17 protein-coding genes and 2 pseudogenes are annotated in these 18,922 nt (G+C 71.3%); 11 read left to right on the top strand and 8 right to left on the bottom strand.

The features are described from left to right. Positions 1-29: 29 nt before the first annotated feature. The gene (locus JEQ17_RS42115; RefSeq protein ID WP_200400170.1) at positions 30-416 is read left to right on the top strand and encodes a VOC family protein; all 387 of its coding nucleotides are present in this window, start codon (positions 30-32) and stop codon (positions 414-416) included. Positions 417-472: 56 nt separating this feature from the next. Here the strand turns inward: JEQ17_RS42115 and JEQ17_RS42110 are convergent, their stop codons facing one another. Both JEQ17_RS42110 and JEQ17_RS42105 read right to left on the bottom strand, forming a co-directional pair. Next, positions 473-844 carry a VOC family protein gene (locus JEQ17_RS42110; protein WP_200400169.1) on the bottom strand — a complete coding sequence of 124 codons (372 nt, stop codon included), beginning with the start codon at positions 842-844 and terminating at the stop codon, positions 473-475. 56 nt (positions 845-900) lie between these two features. Next, positions 901-1,685, bottom strand: a pseudogene (locus JEQ17_RS42105) (TIGR03557 family F420-dependent LLM class oxidoreductase); the annotation flags it as partial. 171 nt (positions 1,686-1,856) lie between these two features. Here JEQ17_RS42105 and JEQ17_RS42100 point away from each other — a divergent pair. Continuing rightward, a complete protein-coding gene (locus JEQ17_RS42100) occupies positions 1,857-2,099 on the top strand; it encodes a DUF7218 family protein (RefSeq protein ID WP_200400168.1) in 243 nt (80 codons plus the stop codon). Positions 2,100-2,241: 142 nt separating this feature from the next. Further along, a complete protein-coding gene (locus JEQ17_RS42095) occupies positions 2,242-3,264 on the top strand; it encodes an SMP-30/gluconolactonase/LRE family protein (RefSeq protein WP_200400167.1) in 1,023 nt (340 codons plus the stop codon). Positions 3,265-3,341: 77 nt separating this feature from the next. Here the strand turns inward: JEQ17_RS42095 and JEQ17_RS42090 are convergent, their stop codons facing one another. Beyond that, complete coding sequence (locus JEQ17_RS42090) at positions 3,342-3,704, bottom strand: DUF6479 family protein (protein WP_200400166.1); 363 nt, start codon at positions 3,702-3,704, stop codon at positions 3,342-3,344. A gap of 93 nt (positions 3,705-3,797) precedes the next feature. Here JEQ17_RS42090 and JEQ17_RS42085 point away from each other — a divergent pair, with 93 nt between their 5' ends. After that, positions 3,798-4,874, top strand: coding sequence for a Ppx/GppA phosphatase family protein (locus tag JEQ17_RS42085; RefSeq protein ID WP_200400165.1), 1,077 nt, complete (start codon positions 3,798-3,800; stop codon positions 4,872-4,874). A 64-nt stretch (positions 4,875-4,938) separates the two neighbouring features. On the opposite strand, the pseudogene JEQ17_RS42080 reads toward JEQ17_RS42085, so the two are convergent. Further along, positions 4,939-6,381, bottom strand: a pseudogene (locus JEQ17_RS42080) (endo-1,4-beta-xylanase). 123 nt (positions 6,382-6,504) lie between these two features. Between JEQ17_RS42080 and JEQ17_RS42075 the strand changes: the two are divergent. Continuing rightward, complete coding sequence (locus JEQ17_RS42075; protein WP_234048569.1) at positions 6,505-7,572, top strand: LacI family DNA-binding transcriptional regulator; 1,068 nt, start codon at positions 6,505-6,507, stop codon at positions 7,570-7,572. 28 nt (positions 7,573-7,600) lie between these two features. Here the strand turns inward: JEQ17_RS42075 and JEQ17_RS42070 are convergent, their stop codons facing one another. Further along, positions 7,601-8,506: an N-acetyltransferase gene (locus JEQ17_RS42070; RefSeq protein WP_200400164.1), complete on the bottom strand. Its 906-nt coding sequence runs from the start codon at positions 8,504-8,506 to the stop codon at positions 7,601-7,603. Positions 8,507-8,740: 234 nt separating this feature from the next. Here JEQ17_RS42070 and JEQ17_RS42065 point away from each other — a divergent pair, with 234 nt between their 5' ends. Next, complete coding sequence (locus JEQ17_RS42065) at positions 8,741-9,505, top strand: VOC family protein (protein WP_200400163.1); 765 nt, start codon at positions 8,741-8,743, stop codon at positions 9,503-9,505. Between the two features lie 35 nt (positions 9,506-9,540). Here JEQ17_RS42065 and JEQ17_RS42060 read toward each other — a convergent pair whose 3' ends face one another. Together JEQ17_RS42060 and JEQ17_RS42055 are read right to left on the bottom strand one after the other, a co-directional pair. After that, positions 9,541-10,116 (bottom strand): MarR family winged helix-turn-helix transcriptional regulator, encoded by a 576-nt coding sequence (locus JEQ17_RS42060; protein ID WP_200400162.1) that lies wholly within the window; start codon positions 10,114-10,116, stop codon positions 9,541-9,543. Continuing rightward, positions 10,113-11,828 (bottom strand): FUSC family protein, encoded by a 1,716-nt coding sequence (locus JEQ17_RS42055; RefSeq protein WP_200400161.1) that lies wholly within the window; start codon positions 11,826-11,828, stop codon positions 10,113-10,115. Before JEQ17_RS42055 ends, JEQ17_RS42060 begins: the two co-directional genes overlap by 4 nt. A 162-nt stretch (positions 11,829-11,990) precedes the next feature. On the opposite strand from JEQ17_RS42055, the gene JEQ17_RS42050 reads away from it, so the two are divergent. The 5 genes from JEQ17_RS42050 to JEQ17_RS42030 all read left to right on the top strand — a co-directional run bounded on the left by JEQ17_RS42050 (position 11,991) and on the right by JEQ17_RS42030 (position 15,323). Further along, positions 11,991-12,530, top strand: coding sequence for a DUF5134 domain-containing protein (locus JEQ17_RS42050; RefSeq protein WP_200400160.1), 540 nt, complete (start codon positions 11,991-11,993; stop codon positions 12,528-12,530). 150 nt (positions 12,531-12,680) lie between these two features. Continuing rightward, a complete protein-coding gene (locus tag JEQ17_RS42045) occupies positions 12,681-13,613 on the top strand; it encodes a M56 family metallopeptidase (RefSeq protein WP_200400159.1) in 933 nt (310 codons plus the stop codon). Positions 13,614-13,679: 66 nt separating this feature from the next. Further along, positions 13,680-14,384 (top strand): phosphatase PAP2 family protein, encoded by a 705-nt coding sequence (locus tag JEQ17_RS42040; RefSeq protein ID WP_200400158.1) that lies wholly within the window; start codon positions 13,680-13,682, stop codon positions 14,382-14,384. A 59-nt stretch (positions 14,385-14,443) separates the two neighbouring features. After that, on the top strand, positions 14,444-14,599 hold the full coding sequence (locus JEQ17_RS42035) for a hypothetical protein (protein WP_200400157.1): 156 nt from the start codon (positions 14,444-14,446) through the stop codon (positions 14,597-14,599). An 88-nt stretch (positions 14,600-14,687) separates the two neighbouring features. Continuing rightward, positions 14,688-15,323 carry a YdcF family protein gene (locus JEQ17_RS42030; protein WP_200400156.1) on the top strand — a complete coding sequence of 212 codons (636 nt, stop codon included), beginning with the start codon at positions 14,688-14,690 and terminating at the stop codon, positions 15,321-15,323. A gap of 106 nt (positions 15,324-15,429) precedes the next feature. On the opposite strand, the gene JEQ17_RS42025 is transcribed toward JEQ17_RS42030, so the two are convergent. Next, complete coding sequence (locus JEQ17_RS42025) at positions 15,430-18,819, bottom strand: S8 family peptidase (RefSeq protein WP_200400155.1); 3,390 nt, start codon at positions 18,817-18,819, stop codon at positions 15,430-15,432. Between the last annotated feature and the right edge of the window lie 103 nt (positions 18,820-18,922).

The following is an 18,922-nucleotide window of genomic DNA, read 5'->3' as shown; positions in this document are numbered from 1 at the left end:
GCGTAACCCTCCTACTAGGCTCCGGGCGCATGGTGCATGTACTGAGCAGCCGGACCTTGCTCCGACCCACCGACCCTGAGCGTTCCCGCGCCTTCTACGGCGAGAAGCTGGGCCTGCCCGTCTATCGCGAGTTCGGTACGGGTCCCGAGCGCGGCACGGTCTACTTCCTGGGCGGCGGCTTTCTGGAGGTCGCGGGCCGCTCCGAGGAACCCCCCTCCCCCGCCGTCAAGTTGTGGCTCCAGGTCGCGGACGTCACAGCGGCGTACGAGGAACTCGTGGCCGCGGGCGTCGAGGTGCGCCGGCCGCCGGTGAAGGAGCCGTGGGGGCTGATCGAGATGTGGCTCGCGGATCCTGACGGCACCGAGATCGTGGTGGTGGAGGTACCTGCGGACCATCCGCTGCGGTACCGGCCCTGAGCGAAGGCTCTACGCGGAAGCCCTGCGCGGAGGCTCTGCGCGGACCGCCCTTGGCGTCACTCCCAGCAGAGGCAGAACGGGTGGCCGGCCGGGTCCGCGTACACGCGGAACCTGCGGGTGCCGCCCTCGTCGTCCAGATCGAGCGGGGTGGCGCCGAGGGCCAGCACCTGCGGCTCGGCCGCGTCGATGTCCGGCACGAGGAAATCGAGGTGCAGTTGCTGGGAGTTGCCGTCGGCGCGCGGCCAGTCCGGCGGGCGGTGGCCCGGGGCCCGCTGGAAGGAGATGCGGTGGCCGCCGGGCACGTGGAGGTCGTACCAGTCGTCGTCGTACTGCTTGACCTCGCCGCCGAGCACGCCCGCGTAGAACTCGGCGAGGGCGGGTGGGTCCGGGCAGTCCAGGGCTACGAGGGTGTACGTGGCGATGGCCATGATCGTCCCTTCGGTCGTCCGCCCAGAGGTCCCTTCAGGGGTCGTTCAGCGGCCCCTCAGAGGTCCTTCAGTGCGGGGAGCAGTTTCTTCTCGGCCCAGTCCAGGAAGGGGAGTTGGTGGTCGCCGCCGACCTGGACCAGGGCCATCTCGGTGAAGTCGGCGGTGACATAAGGGCGTACGGCCTCGACGAAGGTGTCGACGTCGTCGCCGCACGGGATCGACTCCGCGACGTCCTCGGGCCGGGTGTGCCGGGTGCCGTGTCGAAGCTCGCCGGGCCGGGCAGTTCGGAGTTGACCGGCCAGCCACCCAGCGACCAGCGGAACTGTTCGTGGGCCCGCCGGACCGCGGCATCCCTGTCGGGGTCGTAACAGACGGGCAGCTGGCCCACCTTGGGCTTGCCACTGCCGCCGTGCCGTTCGAATGAGTCGACCAGTTCGGCCTTCGGCTCGGTGGCGATCAACAGGTCGGCGAGGCGGCCGGCGGGGGCGCAGGAGCGTTCACCCGCGACGGCGATGCCGATCGGGGTCGGCTCGTCCGGCAGGTCGAAGAGCCGGGCGTTCTCCACGTCGAAGTGCGGGCCGTGGTGGTTGACGTTCTTGCCGTCGAAGAGCGCGCGGATGATCTCCACGGCCTCTTCCAGCATCTCCAGCCGTACGTGCGCGGCGGGCCAGCCGCCGCCCACCACGTGTTCGTTGAGGTTCTCGCCGGACCCGAGTCCCAGCCGGAAGCGGCCCTCGGCGAGCAGCTGCGTGGTGGCGGCCTTCTGGGCGACGACCGCCGGGTGGTAGCGGGTCGTCGGACAGGTCACGTACGTCATGAGAGGGATCGTGGTGGTTGTACGAGGTCACGGGGGCCGGCCTGCTCGGTCGTCATCGTGTGTCCGATGTGCGTCATGTGTTCCGAGTGGCCGGTCGGGGGTACCCGAAACGTGCCCCGCCGGGTGGCGCAACGAGTCGCGCCGCGCGGCGGTTCGGTCCCCGGACGACCCTGGACGAGCGGAGGAAGGGAAGCCATGCCCAGGCCGCAGATCAAGGACGAGAAGACCTACCAGGCGCTGCGCCGCGAGGGCGCGGGCAAGGAGAAGGCCGCTCGGATCGCCAACAGTCCGAAATCCTCCTCGCGCAAGGGCGGCACGAGCGGCTCGTACGAGGACCGGTCGAAGCGGGATCTGTACGAGCAGGCGAAGAAGGTCGGTGTCGAGGGCCGCTCGTCTATGTCGAAGGACGAGCTGATCAAGGCTCTGCGGAACCGCTGACGGCCGAACGGCCGGACTGTCCCTGACCACGCTCCGGCGACGCCTGCGGCGAGCGCGTATCTCGTGGTTCCTTGGGGAGCTGCAGGAGGGCGCATCGAGGCGTCGAGGAGTTGTGGCGTCTCATACGGGCAGAACGCTCTTCATGACACCGCGACTCTCCGTGACAGCCCGCACCGCGGGGCCCGGCGTCCTGCCGCCCCTTCGTCCGATCCCTCTCGGTGGCACGGGTCCCGAGGATGTCGTCGTCGACCATGAGGGCCGCGTGATCACGGGCGTGGCCGACGGCCGCATCCTCCGCGTCCGGCCGCGCAGCCCCGCCCGTGTGGAGCAGATCGCCCGGACGGGAGGGCGTCCGCTGGGACTCGAAGTCCTGCCGGACGGGCGTTTGTTGGTGTGCGACGCGGAGCGGGGGCTGCTGCGGGTCACTCCGGAGACCGACTCCGGGACCTCTGCCGGCTCTCTCCCTTCCTCTTCCGCGGGGAGGGTCGAGGTTCTGGTCGACCGTGTGGCGGGTGAGCCGTTGACGTTCTGCAGCAACGCGGCCGCGGCGGCGGACGGCACGGTGTACTTCACGGCCTCCAGCAGGCGTTTCGGGCTTCACGAGTGGCTCGGCGACCTGATGGAGCAGACGGCGACGGGACGCCTGCTGCGGCTCCCGCCCGGCGGTGGCGAGCCCGAGGTCCTGCTGGACGACCTGGACTTCGCGAACGGAGTCGTGCTGGCGGAGGACGAGTCCTGGGTCGCCGTGGCCGAGACCGGTGCGTACCGTCTCACCCGGCTGTGGCTGTCCGGGCCGCGGGCCGGACAGCGCGACACCCTGGTCGAGAACCTCCCAGGTTTCCCGGACAACCTCTCCCGTGGCGCGGACGGCACGGTGTGGATCGCCCTGGCGGGTCCGCGGCAGCGGCCGCTCGACTGGCTGCGCCGGGCGCCCGCGAGCGCCCGGCGGGCGGCGTGGCGAGCCGCCCGGCCGCTGCCGATCCGCCCTCGTCCAGTCGCCCGGGTGCTGGGCATCGGCCCGGGCGGGCGCGTCCGCCACGACCTCAGGCGCCGCAGGGCGGGCTACCGGATGGTGACCAGCGTGTGCGAGCACGACGGCATGCTGATCATGGGCAGCCTGCTGGAGAAGGGGATCGTCGTGTGCGAGCTGCCGGGGCGGGCGTGAGGACGACGGAACGGAACAGGGGCCCTCTGCCCGCGCCCCTCAGCGGTGGTCCAGCCGCTCTGTGATGGCCCAGTCCCTCAGTGGTGGCCCAGGCCGCCGCTGCCGAAGCCGCCGCTGCTGTTGCGGCCCCAGATCGGTCGTGTCTGGTCCTTTGCGCGGCGCGAGGAGACGTTGCCGTGCAGCTCGTGCGGGGTGAGGACCCTGCCGTTCTGCGGCATCTCGTCGGGCTCGCGCATCTCGCTGATCTCGTGGACCGCGCCGCCCTCGGGCAGATGGGGGTGGTCCTCGGGGCGCGGTGGACCCGGTTCCCGGGCGCGCACCCGCATCCCCCACCACACCGCGACGACCAGCATCGCCGTGATCAGAAGTCCCACCACGAAGGGTGCCGAACCGGCCACGACTTCGTGCGGGATGGCTATCTCCCTGCCGAAGCTGTCCATAAAGGCATAGTACCCACCCATACCTGCTCAAACAGGGCCTGCTCGGTGTTCCCGCGACGGTGTGCAGAGGGCCGCCAAGGGTACGGGGAGGGGATGCGTATGGGTGTACTGGACGTCGGCTCGAACACCGTAGGACTCGTCATCGCGGAGACGGACGGAGCCGTTCCGCTCCCTGTGCACACGGCCAAGCGCCGGCTGAGGCTCTCCGACCATGTCGAGCGGGGTGGCCATCTGCCCGAGGAACAGGTGAACCGGCTGGTGGAGGCGGTGGCGGAGGCCCGGGTGGAAGGCAGCCGGTGGGGGGTGACCCAGCCCTTCGCCTTCGCCACGGCGATCGTGCGGGACGCCCCGAACCGCGCCGAGATCCTGGAGCGGGTCACCGCGGAGGCGGAAGTGCCGCTGCATGTGCTCCCCGGCGAGGTCGAGGCGGAGCTGACCTTCCTGGCGGCGCGGCGCTGGATGGGCTGGCGCGCGGGGCCACTGGCCATGCTGGACATCGGGGGCGGCACGCTGGAGGTGGCGTTCGGCCGGAGCAAGCTGCCGGACTTCGCGATCTCGCTGCCGCTGGGGGCCAGCCGGCTGACCCGTGAGTTCTTCCGCGGCCAGGACCCGCCCTCGCTCCGCAGGGCCAAGCTGCTGCGTCGGCACGTACGCCACCAGCTGCGTGACGTCGCCGCCCGTATCCGCTGGGAGGCGCCCCGGACGACGGTCGCGACCTCGCGCACGCTCCAGCAACTGGGCCGGCTGTGCGGCGCGGCCCCGGGCCGGTCGGGGCCCTTCACTCCGCGCGGTATCACCCGTACCGATCTCCGCGTGGCCGTCGAGCGGCTTTCGGTGCTGCCCGCCGCCGATCGTGCCCTCCTGCCCGGCATCTCCCCCGCGCGGGCCGGTCAGTCCCTGGCCGGGGCGATCGTCGCGCACACCACGATGAAGCTGATGGGCATCGACGAGATGACCCTCTGCCCGTGGGCGCTGCGCGAAGGGGTTCTGCTGCGCTGTATCGAGGACGGCAACTCGGACTGGTGGGACGGAACGGCACCCAGTCTCCGCGATCAGGGGGCCGTACCGCCGCAGGTACTCCGGCCTTTCGGAGGAGTGGACGCGAGCGCCACGGTGTCCGCCACCCCGTCGTCCGCTCAACTCTCCACCCGATCAGGGCAGTTCAACTGATGACCGGTGCCGGCGGGCGACTCCCGCCGGCACCCGGTGCGCCAGGAGCAAGGCACCCCGCCCTCTAGGACAGCGCGCAGGCCGTTCCGTTGAGGGTGAAGGCGGTGGGTGCGGCGTTGCCGCCCGACCAGGAACCGTTGAAGCCGAAGGTGACCGAAGCACCGGGCGCGATCGCCGCGTTGTAGGTGGCGTTGGCCGCGGAGACCGCGGAGCCCGACTGGGTGACGCTGGCGTTCCAGGCCTGCGTCACGCTCTGCCCGGCGGGCCAACTCCACGCCAGGGCCCAGCCGTTGACGGCGGCCGTGCTCGTGTTCCTGATGGTCACCTGCGCGGTGAAGCCGGTGTTCCACTGGCTCTGCACGGCGTATGTCACCCCGCAGGCGCCCGCCGGTGGGTTCGTACCGCCGTCGGTCCAGCCCAGCGCCTCGGCGATGCCGTAATAGGCGGGCTTCGGCTGGAAGTTCTCGTCGTACGGGGTCGCCGCTCCGTAGCCGGGGAACACGTCGGGGATCCATGAGTCGGAGTCGGTGAAGCCCCAGACGGTTACGCCCTCGCAGCGTGCCACGGCGACGCAGGCGGCGGTGACGGCCTTGTACTCGGCCTTCTGCTGGGCGAGTTGGGCACTGGTCGGCGGGACCGTCGTGCGGATGTCGAGCTCGGTGATCGCGACATCCACGCCGAGGTCGGCGAAGCGCTGAATGTTGGCCTGCATGGTGGACGGCACCTGGCCGAGGATCAGATGGGCCTGCAGTCCGACACCGTCGATCGGAACACCCTGCTCCTTGAGGGACTTGACCAGGTTGTAGAGAGCGGTGCTCTTCGCGTTGACACCCTCGACGTTGTAGTCGTTGACGTACAGCTTCGCTGCCGGGTCGGCGGCGCGGGCCGCCCGCAGCGCGTCGGCGATGTACGAGTCGCCGATCGCCGTCTGGAAGACCGACTGGCGTCGGGTGCCGTCCTCGTTGAACGGCTCGTTGACCACGTCCCAGTGGTCGATGCGGCCCTTGTAGCGGCCTGCCTCGGTGGCGATGTGGTCGGTCATGACGGTGCGCAGGCTGTCGGCGGTCCAGCTGCCGTTGCTGACCTAGTTCGGCAGTTGGCTGTGCCAGACCAGGGTGTGGCCGCGGACCTTCTGCGCGTGCGCCTCGGCGTAGTTCACGACGGCGTCGGCGCCCGACCAGTTGAAGCTGCCGCGGGTCGGTTCGACCGAGCCCCACTTCATCTCGTTGCCCGGCGTGATCGAGTCGAACTGCTCGCCGACGATCGTGCCGTACGTGCCGGTCAGCTTGGAGGCCGTGACGGCCGTCCCGTAGTAGATGCCCTTGGCAGCGGCGAGGTCCCGCAACACGGGTGCGGCGGCGGCCTGTTGGCCCGAGCCGCCGGCCCGTCCCGAACCGTCGGCCTGCCCCGACCCGTCCGCCGTGTGACCGGAGACGGCTCCCCCGATCACGAGCGACGCCGCGGCCAGGGTCACCGACGCGGCTCTGCGTAAGCTCTGGAGCTTCATGGACGTCCCTCTCATGATGGCTTCACGTCGATCCCGGAATTTCCGGAGGACTTCTGCAAAGTTTCGAGAGTGCGTCCGGAACGGTAGAGGCGTACGTGGTAACCGTCAACGGAGGTGGGGCAGTTGACCGTGGGGGACGCCGGGGACAGGGCGCTGCGGGAGGGCCGGGGCAAGGTCACGATCACGGAGATCGCCCGGGAGGCCGGTGTCTCCGTACCGACCGTGTCGCGGGTGGTCAACGGCCGGTCGGACGTGGCGCCCGGAACCCGGGCCCGGGTCGAGGACCTGCTGCACCAACACGGTTACCGCAGAAAGCCGGCCGTCTCACGCACCCGCGCCGCGCTGCTCGACCTGGTCTTCAACGACCTCGACAGCCCCTGGGCCGTGGAGATCATCCGCGGTGTGGAGGAGGTCGCGCACGCGGCGGGCATCGGCACGGTCGTCTCGGCGATCCACAACCGCTCGGGCGACGCACGCCAGTGGATGACGAACCTGCGGGCCCGCGCCTCGGACGGTGTCGTCCTGGTCACCTCCGTCCTGGAACCGGTTCTGCACGAGGAACTGCGCCGCCTCGGCGTGCCTCTCGTGGTGATCGACCCGGCGGGCTCCCCCACGCTGGACGTGCCGACGGTCGGGGCGACGAACTGGGCGGGCGGGATGGCCGCCACCGAGCATCTGCTGCGGCTCGGCCATCGCAGGATCGGATTCGTCGCGGGTCCGCCCCGGCTGCTCTGCTCCCGGGCCCGCCTCCACGGCTACCGGGCGGCCCTTGACCGTGCCGGGATCGCCGTCGACGCCTCGCTGATCGTGCCCGGCGACTTCTACCAGGAGTCCGGCTTCACCGGCTGCAACGCCCTCCTCGACCTCGCCGAGCCGCCCACGGCGCTGTTCGCCGCGAGCGACCAGATGGCGATGGGCGCGGTCGAGGCACTGCGGCGACGGGGACTTCGTGTCCCGGAGGACATGAGCGTGGTGGGTTTCGACGACCTTCCGGAAGTCCGCTGGTCGGCTCCCCCGCTCACCACGGTCCGCCAGCCCCTCGCCGAGATGGGCAAACTCGCGGTCCGTACGGTCCTGAAGCTCACCCGGGGCGAGGAACTCGACTCGCCCCGGGTGGAGTTGGCCACCGAACTCGTCGTGCGGTCGAGCACGGCACCGGTGCCGGCCGGGCGGCGCGGCGGCGGCGTGTGAGGGTGCCCTGGTATGTCCTGGGGGTGTCCTACGGAAGGTGCTCCCACCCGCGGTCCGTGCGGGTCAGCTCGCGAAACCCGGCGCCGGTCAGCCTGCCGATCGCTTCCACGGCGCCGGCGGCCTCGTACGCGAAGAGCCGTCGTACTCCTGAGAGCCGCAGCCAGTGGGCGGCCTGCGCGAGGAGCCAGTTCTCCAGGCCGTCCACCGGGTGCTCGACGTGGAGGTTGCCGATGTCGGCGAGGCCGCCGCTGCGCGAGTGCCGTTCGGGGCGGTCCAGGGCGGTGTCGACCTCGATGAAGCCGAGTGCGCGCCCGTCGGCGTGAGCCGTGAAGCGGGTGCCGCACTCGCCGAGCGTGCGGTCGACGGAGACTCCCTGCAGGGGTGTGAACGACGGCAGATCCGCCACGTCGGCGATCAGGATGACCTCGGTGTCGCCCGTGTGCCGGAAACCGGCCCGTTCGTAGGCGGCGCGGATGTGCGGCCAGGGCCGTGGCAGTCCGTAGACGACGGGTGCGGGCAGGGATCCGTCGGCGTAACGGAGGCGGACGTTCCAGCGGGCCAGCTGGGCCAGACAGGCCGCCATCAGCAGGTCGGAGGCCTGGTCGGAATCCGGCCAGAAGGAGGCGGGCGGATGGCAGACGAACCAGTCGATCGCGCCGGCGTCCCGGAAGCTCTCACCGACCTCGGTGTCGGCTCGGTAGCGCAGAAGATGCGCGCCGGCCACCACGTACCGGCGCTGCTCGGCGACGAGCGTGATCCGCTCGGCCACCCAGGGGTCGGTGATGAACTCGTCCGGCTGCCGTGTCATACCGCTGAGCACGGTGTTCACGGAGACGGAGACACCGGGGACGACAGCGGCGACATGCGCGTTGACGAGTTCGGTGAGCTGGTCGCGGTCGTCGCGGTGGAAGGGACGCACCGTGAGCGCGGGCATGCGGAGACCTCCGGATCGGTGTACATGAGGAGGCCGCCATGAGGTGCGGTACGCGGGCGAGAGTACGCCTCACCGGGTGGCGCCGCCATGTGGTTTTCCGTCGGCTCGCCGGGGCCCGTGGCCGGGACTAGCGTGCGAGGAGGGGCCCGTCACGCTCCTGACGTGCTCACACAGGAAAGTGACGTGCTCAAGCCAGAAAGCTGGAAAGCTGGAAAGCCGGAAGGAAGGTCGGCCATGAAACTGGACAAGCCCGTGCCCGGCGGGCCCTGTTGGACCGAGCTGGGGACCAGTGACCTGGAGGCGGCCAAGCGGTTCTACTCCGATGTCTTCGGCTGGCGTCCGGAGACGGATCCGCGCGCGGAGGCGGGCGGCTACACGCTCGCGCACCTCGGCGACGCGTCGGTCGCCGCCCTGACCCCGCTGTTCCAGGAGTCGCAGCCGGTCGCCTGGAACGTGTCGTTCGCGGTGCCCGACACGGACGCGACCGTGCGGACGGTACGGGACGCGGGCGGCGCGGTCGTCATGGAGCCGATGGACGTCTTCGACCTGGGACGTTTCGCGGTGGTGGCCGACCCGGGCGGCGCGGTGTTCCAGCTCTGGCAGGCGCGCTCCTTCGCCGGCGCCGGGCTGTTCAACGCCCCCGGCGCGCTCGGCTGGGTCGAGCTGATGACACGTACCCCCGGCCTGGTCACCGCGTTCTACACGACGGTGTTCGGCTGGACCGTCAACGCCTCGGAGCACTACACGCAGTGGGGCATCGGCGGCGCCGACTTCGGCGGCATGGTGGAGATGGGCGACAAGTTCCCGCACGAGGTGCCCTCGCACTGGCTGCCGTACTTCGCCGTCGAGGACGTCGAGGCCACCGCCGAGGCGAGTACGCAGGCGGGCGGCGGCGTACTCATGGAGCCCACGTCTGTCCCGGAGGGCCCGCGCATCGCGGTGCTCCGGGACCCGCAGGGCGCGGTGTTCGGCATCTACCGGGCGGGCGACGAGGGCTAGGGAGCCATCGGCCAGGGCTTGACGCCGCCGAGGCGTCAGCCGCGCGGGGCGCGCAGCCGGCCCTCCAGCTGGACCAGCAACTCTCCCAGCAGCGCGGCGAGTTCCCGCTGCACGGTGTCGTCTACCCCGGACAGGACAGCGGTCTCGTACGAGAGCTGCTCGGGCAGGATGGAGTCGACCAGGTCGCGTCCGGCGTCCGTGAGGCGCACATGGGCGACGCGTCGGTCGCGGGTGTCGCCCCGGCGCTCGACCAGACCTCGCTCGGTCAGCTGCTTGAGCCGCTTGGTGACGGCGGCGCCGGAGGAGAACGTCTCGCGGGCCAGCTCGCCGGGGGTCAGTTCCAGGCCGGTGCGGCGCAGGGCGCCGAGGAGGTCGAACTCTGGGCGGGTGAGTCCGGCGTGTCGCAGGGGCGCGTCCTCGGCCTGCTGGAGGAGCGCGGCACAGCGGTTGATGCGGCCGATGATCTCCATGGGGCCGGTGTCGAGGTCGGGGTGGACCGTCTTCCACTGCCGTACCACCGCGGCGAGGGTGTCCCCCGCAGCCGTACTCCCGGCCGCCCCGCCATGGACCGCGCCCCCTCCGCCCGCCGTCCGCCCGTTCGCTGCCGTCATGCCCGTGTGCCCTCCAGAACGTGCAGTCCCTGCCGTCGTACCGCAGTCGCGAGCGTACGGTGTCCGGTCCGCTCGGCCAGCAGCACCCGCTCCTCCGGCACGGCGCGCTGCCACCACTCGCCCGCGGCGGCATCGGCCGTGGCGCGCAGTTCGACGAGCGCCGCGGCCAGCCGACGCCGGGAGGCCTCCAGGGCGCCCGGACCCGGCTGCTCGGCGGCGATCAGTCGCGCGGCGTGTTCCTGGGCCCGTTCCACCGAGTCGAGGGCATTTTCGATGCGGTCTCCGGCCCGCCGGTTGGTGACCGCGACCGCGGCGGCGAAGCCGACCAGCGCGCCGACGACCGTGTCCACGATCCGGTCCGTCATCAGCTCGCCGGGCTGCTGGAAGCCCGTGAACTCGGTGATCAGCAGCGCCATCGGGGTCACGCAGATGCTGCCGAGCCAGTAGTTGCGGCTGATCAGGGCCTCCGCTCCGAAATTGAAGGCGAGGCAGCACAGGACGAGGGCGGCGGGGCCGAGGTGGGCGAGCGGGGCGACGGCCGCGAAGAGGAGGACGCCGACGAGGTTGCCGACGACGCGCTGCACTCCACGGCTCCAGGTCAGCGTGACGTTCGCCTGATAGAGCGACGCGGCGGTGACCAGCGCCCAGTACGGGCGGCCGACGCCGAGGGCCAGCGACACATAACCGGCGAGGGCACAGCCGAGCGCGGTACGCAGGGCGAGGGGCAGGAGCGGGCCGAGCCGGTCGGCCAACGGGCGCCTGCCCGCGGCCCGTTCGGCCTCCGAGCCGAGGAGGTCGTCGGCCGCCGATGCCAGGTCCACGCTCGGTACGGGGCGCGTTCCGCGCAGGTCGCGTGCCCAGGAGCGCAGCCGTCCGGGATCCGTGTCGGCGGGTGCGGCGAGCGCGACCTCGGCCCGCACGACGAACCGTTCGAGGGCACGTCGGGGCTCCGAACGGGCACCGGTGGCGAGCAGCGACTGCCAGGCGGCGTGCACGGCGGCCGCCGCGGCTGCGGCGGCCGCGGCTCTGGCGCGCTCGTGTCCGGACGAAGCGGTGGGGGAAGCGGCGGCGGACGTCTCGGCAAAGGCGGCGGTGGCGGTGGCGGTGGCGTACGTGTCGGCGTACGCGGCGGCCGCGTTCAGGGCTCGTGCCGTGGCCCGGCGCTCCGGCCCGTGCGGTCGTACGAGGCCGGGGGCCATGCCCACAAGCCATGCCCAGGTGCCTGCCGCGGCGGCGAGGGCGAGATGGCCGGGGACCTGGCCGAGCGTCTGCGGGGTGAAGAGGGCGGCCGAGCTGATGAAGGCGAAGATCACCGGTCCGGGCGGGCCGATGCGGGTCGCGTCGCACAGCACCTTCTGGGCGGCGGCGAGCAGCGCGCCGACGGCGACGAGGATCACGGCGGAGGACGTGAGCGACGCCGTGACCAGGGCGACCGCGAGCGAGGTCAGCATGCCGAGCACGACCCAGGCAAGGGCCCGGGCACGGGCCGCGTACGGCAGGTTGTGGGCGTAGAGCGCGCAGAGCGACCCGGCCATCGTGTACATCGCGAGGTCCAGCCGGCCGAGCGCCAGCAGCGTCAGGTTCGGCACGCCGACCGCGACGACCACGCTCAGCGCGGGCTTGAACCAGATGTCGGAGGGCCGGCCGACGCGCAGGACGCCGGCGAGAGGCAGTCGGCGTACGGGGGTAGGGCTGGGTGCGGCACTGCTCATGGCGATAAGGTTAGCAGGTGTTTTACTCGTGAAAGATATCGGGGATATCGCCCGCGCTCCCGCACGCTCCCCCGTCTACACCCTTGCGCTTGCTTGCGCTCCGCCCTGTCCGGGCATCACTTCGAGCGGACTGTTCGACACCGTCGAGCGGGGAGGTGCGCGGTGCACGGTCCTGCGTCACCCGGCTGGCTGCTCGTCGCGCTGTGCGCGGCGACCGGGGCCTACTGTCTGCTGCGGATGCGCAGCAGGGTCGAGGAACAGCGCCGCACCGCGGGCGGCGAGGCGCTGATGGGGTTCGGAATGGCCGCGATGGCCGTGCCAGCGGCGGTTCTCGCACCTCCGCGCTGGGCCTGGGTCGCCTACGCGGCGGTGTTCGGGGCGGCCGGGCTGCGCGCTCTGTGGGCCGCGCGGAGCAGCGCCCACCATCTGCACCATCTGATCGGCGCGTTCGCGATGGCCTACATGGCGGCGGTGATGGCGAGCGGGGCGCACGCAGGGGTTCCGATTCTCACGGGGGTACTTCTCGCGTACTTCACCGCGTATGTGCTGTGGACCGGCACACGACTGATGCCGGTCGCCGTCGCAGGGGGTGGCCCCGGAGAGAGCGTCCGGGCCGCCGGGTGGGGCGACCGGCTGGAGCTGGCGCGGGCGTGCCGTCTCTCGATGGGCATCGGGATGCTGGCCATGCTTCTCACACTCTGAACCGCGACTTCTCACGTTCCGGGCCGGCGGCATCTCACGCTCCGGACGGGTATCTGCCGGGCCCCGGGCTCGCTTTACGAAACCGTGGTGTACGTCACTTGCCGCGGCAGCCCATATCCGTCGGCGGTGCCCCGCTCATAGGCTGCAGCCATGATGGTCCCCGCGGCACTGCTGCTGCTCGGCGCCCTGGCCGCCGTCCTCGCTCCGCGGCTGCTCGCCCGGACGGACTGGCAGGACCGCGAACCGGTGGTCGCCCTGTGGGTGTGGCAGTGCGTGGTGATGGCCGTTCTGCTGTGCTGCGCGCTGTCGATGACGCTCAGTGCGGCGGCCGCCTGGCAGGCCGTCCGCGGCCATGTCTTCGCCCCCGCCCCGCATGCCGTCGTGGAGAGTTACGCGCTCGCCGGAGGCCCCTGGGCCGCGACGACCGCGGTGGCACTCGCGCTCGGTGGCGTCTGGAGCGCCGCGATGCTGGCCCGCGAGATCACCCGGGCCAGGTCCCGGCACCGTCGTCGGCGGACCGAACTCCTCGTACGCGCCCCGGTGTTGCCCGGCGAGGAGCCCGGCAGCGATCGTCTGGTCGTCCTTGAGGGCGAGCGTCCCGACGCCTGGTGGCTGCCGGGGGCGGCACCCCAACTGGTCATCACCACGGCCGCGTTGCGCCGCCTCAAGGGACGTCAGCTGGACGCGGTGCTCGCCCACGAGCAGGGCCACGCGCAGGCCAGGCACGACTGGCTGCTGCACTCGTCGGCCGCGCTGGCCAACGGCTTTCCGCAGGTCCCGGTGTTCGCGGCGTTCCGCCACGAGATGCACCGGCTGGTCGAACTCGCCGCGGACGACATGGCCTCGCGCCGCTTCGGCCGGCTGACGACCGCCCTCGCGCTGGTCGAACTCAACGAGGACCGGGGCGTGTTCGGCCCCTGCCCCACGCCGCATGCCCATGTTCCGCAGCGTGTCCACCGGTTGCTCACTCCCCCGGACCGCCTTCCGCCCGCCCGTCGGCTGCGGCTCACGGCGGCCGCCGCGCTGGTGCCGGTGATCCCGGTCCTGGTGACCTTCGTGCCGGGTCTGCGGGCGCTCGGTTAGCCGGCTCGCAGCACGCAGGACACCCCGGGTTCGCGTTCGACCCCACCGGTCGGCGAGGATCGGTGCATGCACTCCCCACCCGTCGACTCGCCGCCCCACGCTCCTGGTCCCGGGATCGCCGTACGTGTCGCGGCGGCTGTCGCTCTTCCCTCCGTACTCCTGCTCGTCCTGGTCGCGATGTCCTGGGACCCGCTCGTCGCCCTGGACGGGGACATCGCCCGCACCACCCACCGCTGGGCGGTCGACGACCCCGACACGACGCAGACGTTCCGCATCCTCACGGACTGGGTGTGGGACCCCTGGACGATGCGTGCCCTGTGTGCCGTCGCCGTGCTCTGGCTGGTCCTGCACCACTCGGCATGGTGGCTCGCGCTGTGGCTGACGGCCACATGTGTGCTCGGCACACTGCTCCAGCAGGGACTCAAGGCGGCGGTCGACCGGGAGCGTCCGGTCTGGTCCGACCCCGTGGACTCGGCCCACTTCGCGGCCTATCCCTCCGGCCACGCCATGACGGCCACGGTCGTGTGCGGCCTGATGCTGTGGCTGCTGCGGCTGTACGGCGCCGGTCGCGTCCTGTGGCGCATCGCGCTCGCCCTCTCCGTCGTGTCCGTCCTCGGCGTCGGCCTCACCCGTATCTGGCTGGGCGTGCACTGGTCGACGGACGTGCTCGGCGGCTGGCTGCTGGGCGTGCTGACGGTGGCGCTCGCGGTGGCGTCGTACACGAGGTTCCAGGGCACCACGAGGTTCCAGGGCACCGCCGAGCCGCGCTGACGGCGCCGTCGGGCCGTCCTGCCGCCTCCACTTGCGGACGAAGCCCCATCGACGCGTACATGACGCTGACCTTCAGCGGCTCGGTCATGGACACGCCGACGGGGAACGTCATCACCCCGATCGAGATCGCGAACCTGCTCAACGAGCTTACCGAGTCCCGCGGTTGGCCGGCCGCCACCTTCTACGGCACCCCGGCTCCGGCTCCACTGACCTGAACCACCGTGGCCGGATCCGGCTGCTGCCTCAGTCGTACGCGTGGCTGGTTCCGTCGCGGCTGTTGCCGAGGTGCCCTAGAGTCGCCGGATGCGGCGAAGGACAGGACTGGCGATGGCCGGAGTTGCGGCCCTGGCCTGGAGCGAGTGGTTGAACTGGCGCTGGTCACGAACTCTCGTGGGGAACAGCGAGGGCGCTGTCGAGGCCGTGGTCGTGTTGGGCTTCCAGAACCCCCAGGCGACGGCGAACGTCGTCAACCGATGGCGGGTCCGAGCCGGACTTCGCTCCATCACCGCCGACAGGGTCAACGAAAGTGCCACCGACAGTGCCACCGACGGAGCGCACGACACCCGCGTGATCTTCAGTGGTGGTGCGACCGGCAGCGGCGCTTCCGAGGCCCAGTTGATGGCCGACTACGCGAAGTCGGTGCTCGAGTTCGACGGCACGGTGCTCCTGGAGGACCAGAGCACGACGACCTGGGAGAACATCACGAACGTGATCCCACTGCTTGAGGACGTCGACCACATCAAGATCGTCTCGCAGCCGGCGCACGCGCTCAAGGCCCGCGCGTACCTGCGGCGCCAACGCCCGGATCTCGCAGCGAGACTCGTGCGTGCGGACGACTACCGCCCCGGCGAGTGGATCGTCGTCAAGCCGCTGCTCGCCGTGTACGGACTTTGGAAGCTCCGCGTTCTCAAGCCCGACGAACAGAAGATCTCGCCGTAGACAGCACCTGTGTGGACAGGGACTGATCCGGCCTGGTGCCCGCGGGTGCGGGAACCAGGCCGGAGGTTCAACGGCGCCGGGCAACGGTCACCGTCGTCGGGTCACTTCATGGAGCGAGCCGGTAGGCGTTCGTGATCGTCTCGCGCACGGTGTTGCCGCCCTTGTCCTTCAGGTCCACTCGGAAGGACACGGCCTTGGCGGTCGCCGGGTGCTTGACGCTCACCGAGCGCGCCCCCTTCGCGTCGGTCGTCACCGTGAGCGGCTTCCAGGTCCGGCCTTCGTCGTAGGAGACGTTCACGGTCAGCGCGGCGACCTGCCCGGCCTCGGCGGCCGCACCGCTCAGTTTCAGCGGCACCGTGAGCGTGCCGCCCGCAGGAGCCGTCCCGCCCAGGCTCAGCTTCGGCGCGAGCCGCACCGTCGACAGCGGCAGCCTGGCCGTGGGTTGAGACGTCGGCAGGGCCGAGGTGAACGTCCACACCCCTGTCACCTTCGTGCTGGTGGAGGTGTCCTCGGCGGAGCGGCTCGCCTCGACCGTCAGGCGGTACGGGGCGGAGGCGGCGGGGACTTCGGTGGTCAGCCATTCCGTGGGCGAGCCCTCGTTGAGGATCCGCCCGCCGGATTCCAGCCGGGTGAAGCCGCTGGTGACGACCGAGGACCCCGGGTTGCCGCTGCCGTCGTTGAACAGCGGGATCCTGGCACTGAGGTAGTCGCCGGTCCGCTCGGCGCCCTGCAGCTCCGGGCTTCCGGCCGCCAGATCGGGGCCGGCCACACCGGTGTTGAACCTCAGCGTGTGGCTGGAGCCCGGCTTGTAGGTCACCCAGTCCTTCGTGTGGACCAGGCGCTCCTCGCCGCCGGAGTTGAGCTGCGCGGCCTTCCAGGACCAGTGCACGCCTTCCGTGCTGAGGTAGTGCGTGGTGCTCTGCGGCAGGTTCTGCTCCTGTGGGTCCTTTATGCCGACGCCCATCCCGCGCTCGTCCAGCGGCGTGATGTGGACCAGGCCCTTGGCCCCGGTGACGGAGGCGCCGAAGCCGAGCTTCACCTCGGCGACCTCGGCCCGGGTGACGGTGCGGTTCAGGCCGGTGAAGAAGCTGCCCTGGCGGTTGAAGGCGAGCCGGTAGTCGACGTTCTTGCCGGCCGCGCCGGGCGTCTGCCACACCCCGTTGAACTGGGCCCGCATCGCGTCGGAGGCCGGTCCGAGGGCAGCGGTGCGCATCGCCGGCACGCCGTTGCTGGACCAGGTCTGGGACACACCCGCGGCCTCGTCGTCGTACCCGACTCTGGAGGTGACGAGCTTCGCGGCCGGATCGGGGGCCTTCACCGCGAACGGCTTGGCCTTGCGCGCGTCGAGGGTGACCGTGGTGTCCGCGCCGACGTTCAGCACGGGCTGGACGAAGAAGGCCACATCGTTGTCGTCGTCGAAGACGAGGCTCTCCAGCTGATAGGAGCCCTTGGGCAGCCGATGGACCACGGTGCCGTTCTCGCTGTGGGGGAGCTCCATGCGATCGCCGAGCCCGCCGATGGGGGTGATGATCGTCGCGTAGGTGACGGGGTTCGCCCCGGTGGTGTCGATGTGCCGGACGGTGACGTCGTACGACTCCTCCTCCCGTTCGACCACGAGAGCGGTGCGCACCTCCTGGCCTTCACCGGACGCCAGCAGGGTGCCGCCGAAGACGCCGTCGACGGTGCCGTCGCGGGTGTCGGCCGTGACGGTGGTCTCCGCGGTGCCGCCTGCCGGAACGGTGAGCTGGGCGTCCTTGACGGTGAACATGCCGGCCGGGGCGGGGTCGCCCGCCGGGTCGGTCCCGGAGGCACTCAACCGCAGGGTGACGGGCCGGGTGCCGTGGTTGCGGTAGGTGAGGGTCTTGGAGACCGGCTCGTCGTCGGTGTGCGGCCAGGCCTGCGTGCCGAAGCCGAGGGAGCCGGACTCGGCGACGACCAGGCTCGTGGCGGCGCGCGTCAGGTCCACCCGGCCCGCGCCCTGCTGGTAGGCGTTCAGCAGCGGGTTGGGCTTGGCCGAACCGGTCAGCAGCGCCTTCACCCGGGCGCCGCTCCAGTCAGGGTGCTGCTGGAGCACCAGGGCGGCGGCGCCCGCGACGTGCGGGGTGGCCATCGACGTACCGGAGTTCGAAACGTAGTCCTCGGTCGGGGGGACCGAGCTCTGCGTGCTCAGGGCGGCGGTGATGTCCACGCCGGGACCGGTGATGTCCGGCTTGGGCGTGCCGTCGAGGTTCGGGCCGCGGCTGGAGAAGTCGGCGATCTGGTCCTCCTTGTCCACGGCGCCGACTGCGAGCGCCTCGGGGGCGCTGGCGGGCGACGAGAGCGTGCGGGGCCCGTTGCCCGAGTTGCCCGCGGCCGCCACGAACAGGGCCTTGTCGGAGAGCCGGGCGACGGCCGCCTCCTTCGGGTCGACTCCCGGGCTGTCGAGGCCGCCCAGACTCATGTTGACGATCTGCGCGCCCTGGTCGACGGCCCACTGCATGCCGGCGACGATGTTCGAGGTGGATCCCATGTTGTCGTCGTCGAGGACCTTGCCGTCCAGCAGCTTCACCTCGGGCGCCACGCCCTTGTGGCGGCCGTCGGACTTCGCACCGCTCCCGGCGATGATGGAGGCCACGTGCGTACCGTGCCCGTAGCGGTCCTGGACGTCGGGGGAATCGCTGAAGTTCTTCTGCGCAATCTCGACGCCGTTGAGATCCGGGTGGGTCTCGTCCACACCCGAGTCCAGGACCGCCACCGTGACGCCCTTGCCGGTGTAGCCCGACTTCCACATGGCGGGCGCACCGATCTGCGGCACGCTCTCGGCCAGGGAGCCGCGGACCTTCTCGTCCAGCCAGACATGGGCGATGGGCCGCACGGGTGCGGCCCTACCTCCTGCCGTACGGGCCGGAGAGCCGCCTGTGACGGCCGCCCACAGCGCCGGGGCACCGGTCTTGGGCGCCTTGAACGCCTCGCCGTCGACCGCGGGCAGCGCACGGCGCTCCCGGACGGCCACGCCCGCGAACGGGTCGCGCGCGGCGGTGCGGGCACCTGCTCCTGCTCCTGCTCCTGCTCCTGCACCGTCCTGCCGGTACCCGACGATCAGCGGCAGCGTGGTGCGGTGTGCGTCGTCGTACCCGTCCTTGACCAGCCGCGCGACGTCGAACAGCTTCCGGTCGAGTACGCCGTCGGCGATCGGGCGCAGGGCGTCCTGCGGTACGACGTACGTGTGGCCGGCCTCGCGCCGCACCGAGAAGCCGATCTCCTCCCGGCCCTTGGCGCGCTTGAGCCGAACCACCCGGCCGTCGGAGTCGACGTCCACGCGGTCGCCGGTGATCAGCGTGACGGTCGCCGGTGGCTTGGTCTTCGCCTTCTCCTTCGCCGAGGGCTTCGTCCCGTCCTGTGCGGCGGAGCCGGCCGCTTGCGCCGGCTGACCGCCCGCCGATACCGCCCCCGTGACCAGCGCCCCGGCCACGACGACGGCCAGCGCCGCCGTTCTCGCGCGTCCTGTGAATCCCACTCGCGTTCCCCCGCCTTTGTGTCCATGCCAACGCGTTCTCCGTTACCACGCACAGAGATCACGTTCGGTTCTCGACGGCACTCGCAAATCGGTGGAGGGGAGA

Origin of the sequence: Streptomyces liliifuscus (genome assembly GCF_016598615.1) — a bacterium.
GTDB lineage: Bacteria > Actinomycetota > Actinomycetes > Streptomycetales > Streptomycetaceae > Streptomyces > Streptomyces liliifuscus.
The sequence above is the reverse complement of the archived record's forward strand: the minus strand, read 5'-3'. Positions and strand labels throughout refer to the sequence as shown.

Excerpts from the sequence above, each read along its gene's own strand:
- JEQ17_RS42115 (WP_200400170.1), top strand. The coding sequence starts at position 30 with ATGGTGCATGTACTGAGCAGCCGGACCTTGCTCCGACCCACCGACCCT.
- JEQ17_RS42035 (WP_200400157.1), top strand. The coding sequence starts at position 14,444 with ATGACGCTGACCTTCAGCGGCTCGGTCATGGACACGCCGACGGGGAAC.
- JEQ17_RS42095 (WP_200400167.1), top strand. The coding sequence starts at position 2,242 with ATGACACCGCGACTCTCCGTGACAGCCCGCACCGCGGGGCCCGGCGTC.
- JEQ17_RS42090 (WP_200400166.1), bottom strand. The coding sequence starts at position 3,704 with ATGGACAGCTTCGGCAGGGAGATAGCCATCCCGCACGAAGTCGTGGCC.
- JEQ17_RS42030 (WP_200400156.1), top strand. The coding sequence starts at position 14,688 with ATGCGGCGAAGGACAGGACTGGCGATGGCCGGAGTTGCGGCCCTGGCC.
- JEQ17_RS42060 (WP_200400162.1), bottom strand. The coding sequence starts at position 10,116 with ATGACGGCAGCGAACGGGCGGACGGCGGGCGGAGGGGGCGCGGTCCAT.
- JEQ17_RS42085 (WP_200400165.1), top strand. The coding sequence starts at position 3,798 with ATGCGTATGGGTGTACTGGACGTCGGCTCGAACACCGTAGGACTCGTC.
- JEQ17_RS42055 (WP_200400161.1), bottom strand. The coding sequence starts at position 11,828 with ATGAGCAGTGCCGCACCCAGCCCTACCCCCGTACGCCGACTGCCTCTC.
- JEQ17_RS42040 (WP_200400158.1), top strand. The coding sequence starts at position 13,680 with ATGCACTCCCCACCCGTCGACTCGCCGCCCCACGCTCCTGGTCCCGGG.
- JEQ17_RS42100 (WP_200400168.1), top strand. The coding sequence starts at position 1,857 with ATGCCCAGGCCGCAGATCAAGGACGAGAAGACCTACCAGGCGCTGCGC.
- JEQ17_RS42045 (WP_200400159.1), top strand. The coding sequence starts at position 12,681 with ATGATGGTCCCCGCGGCACTGCTGCTGCTCGGCGCCCTGGCCGCCGTC.
- JEQ17_RS42065 (WP_200400163.1), top strand. The coding sequence starts at position 8,741 with ATGAAACTGGACAAGCCCGTGCCCGGCGGGCCCTGTTGGACCGAGCTG.
- JEQ17_RS42110 (WP_200400169.1), bottom strand. The coding sequence starts at position 844 with ATGGCCATCGCCACGTACACCCTCGTAGCCCTGGACTGCCCGGACCCA.
- JEQ17_RS42070 (WP_200400164.1), bottom strand. The coding sequence starts at position 8,506 with ATGCCCGCGCTCACGGTGCGTCCCTTCCACCGCGACGACCGCGACCAG.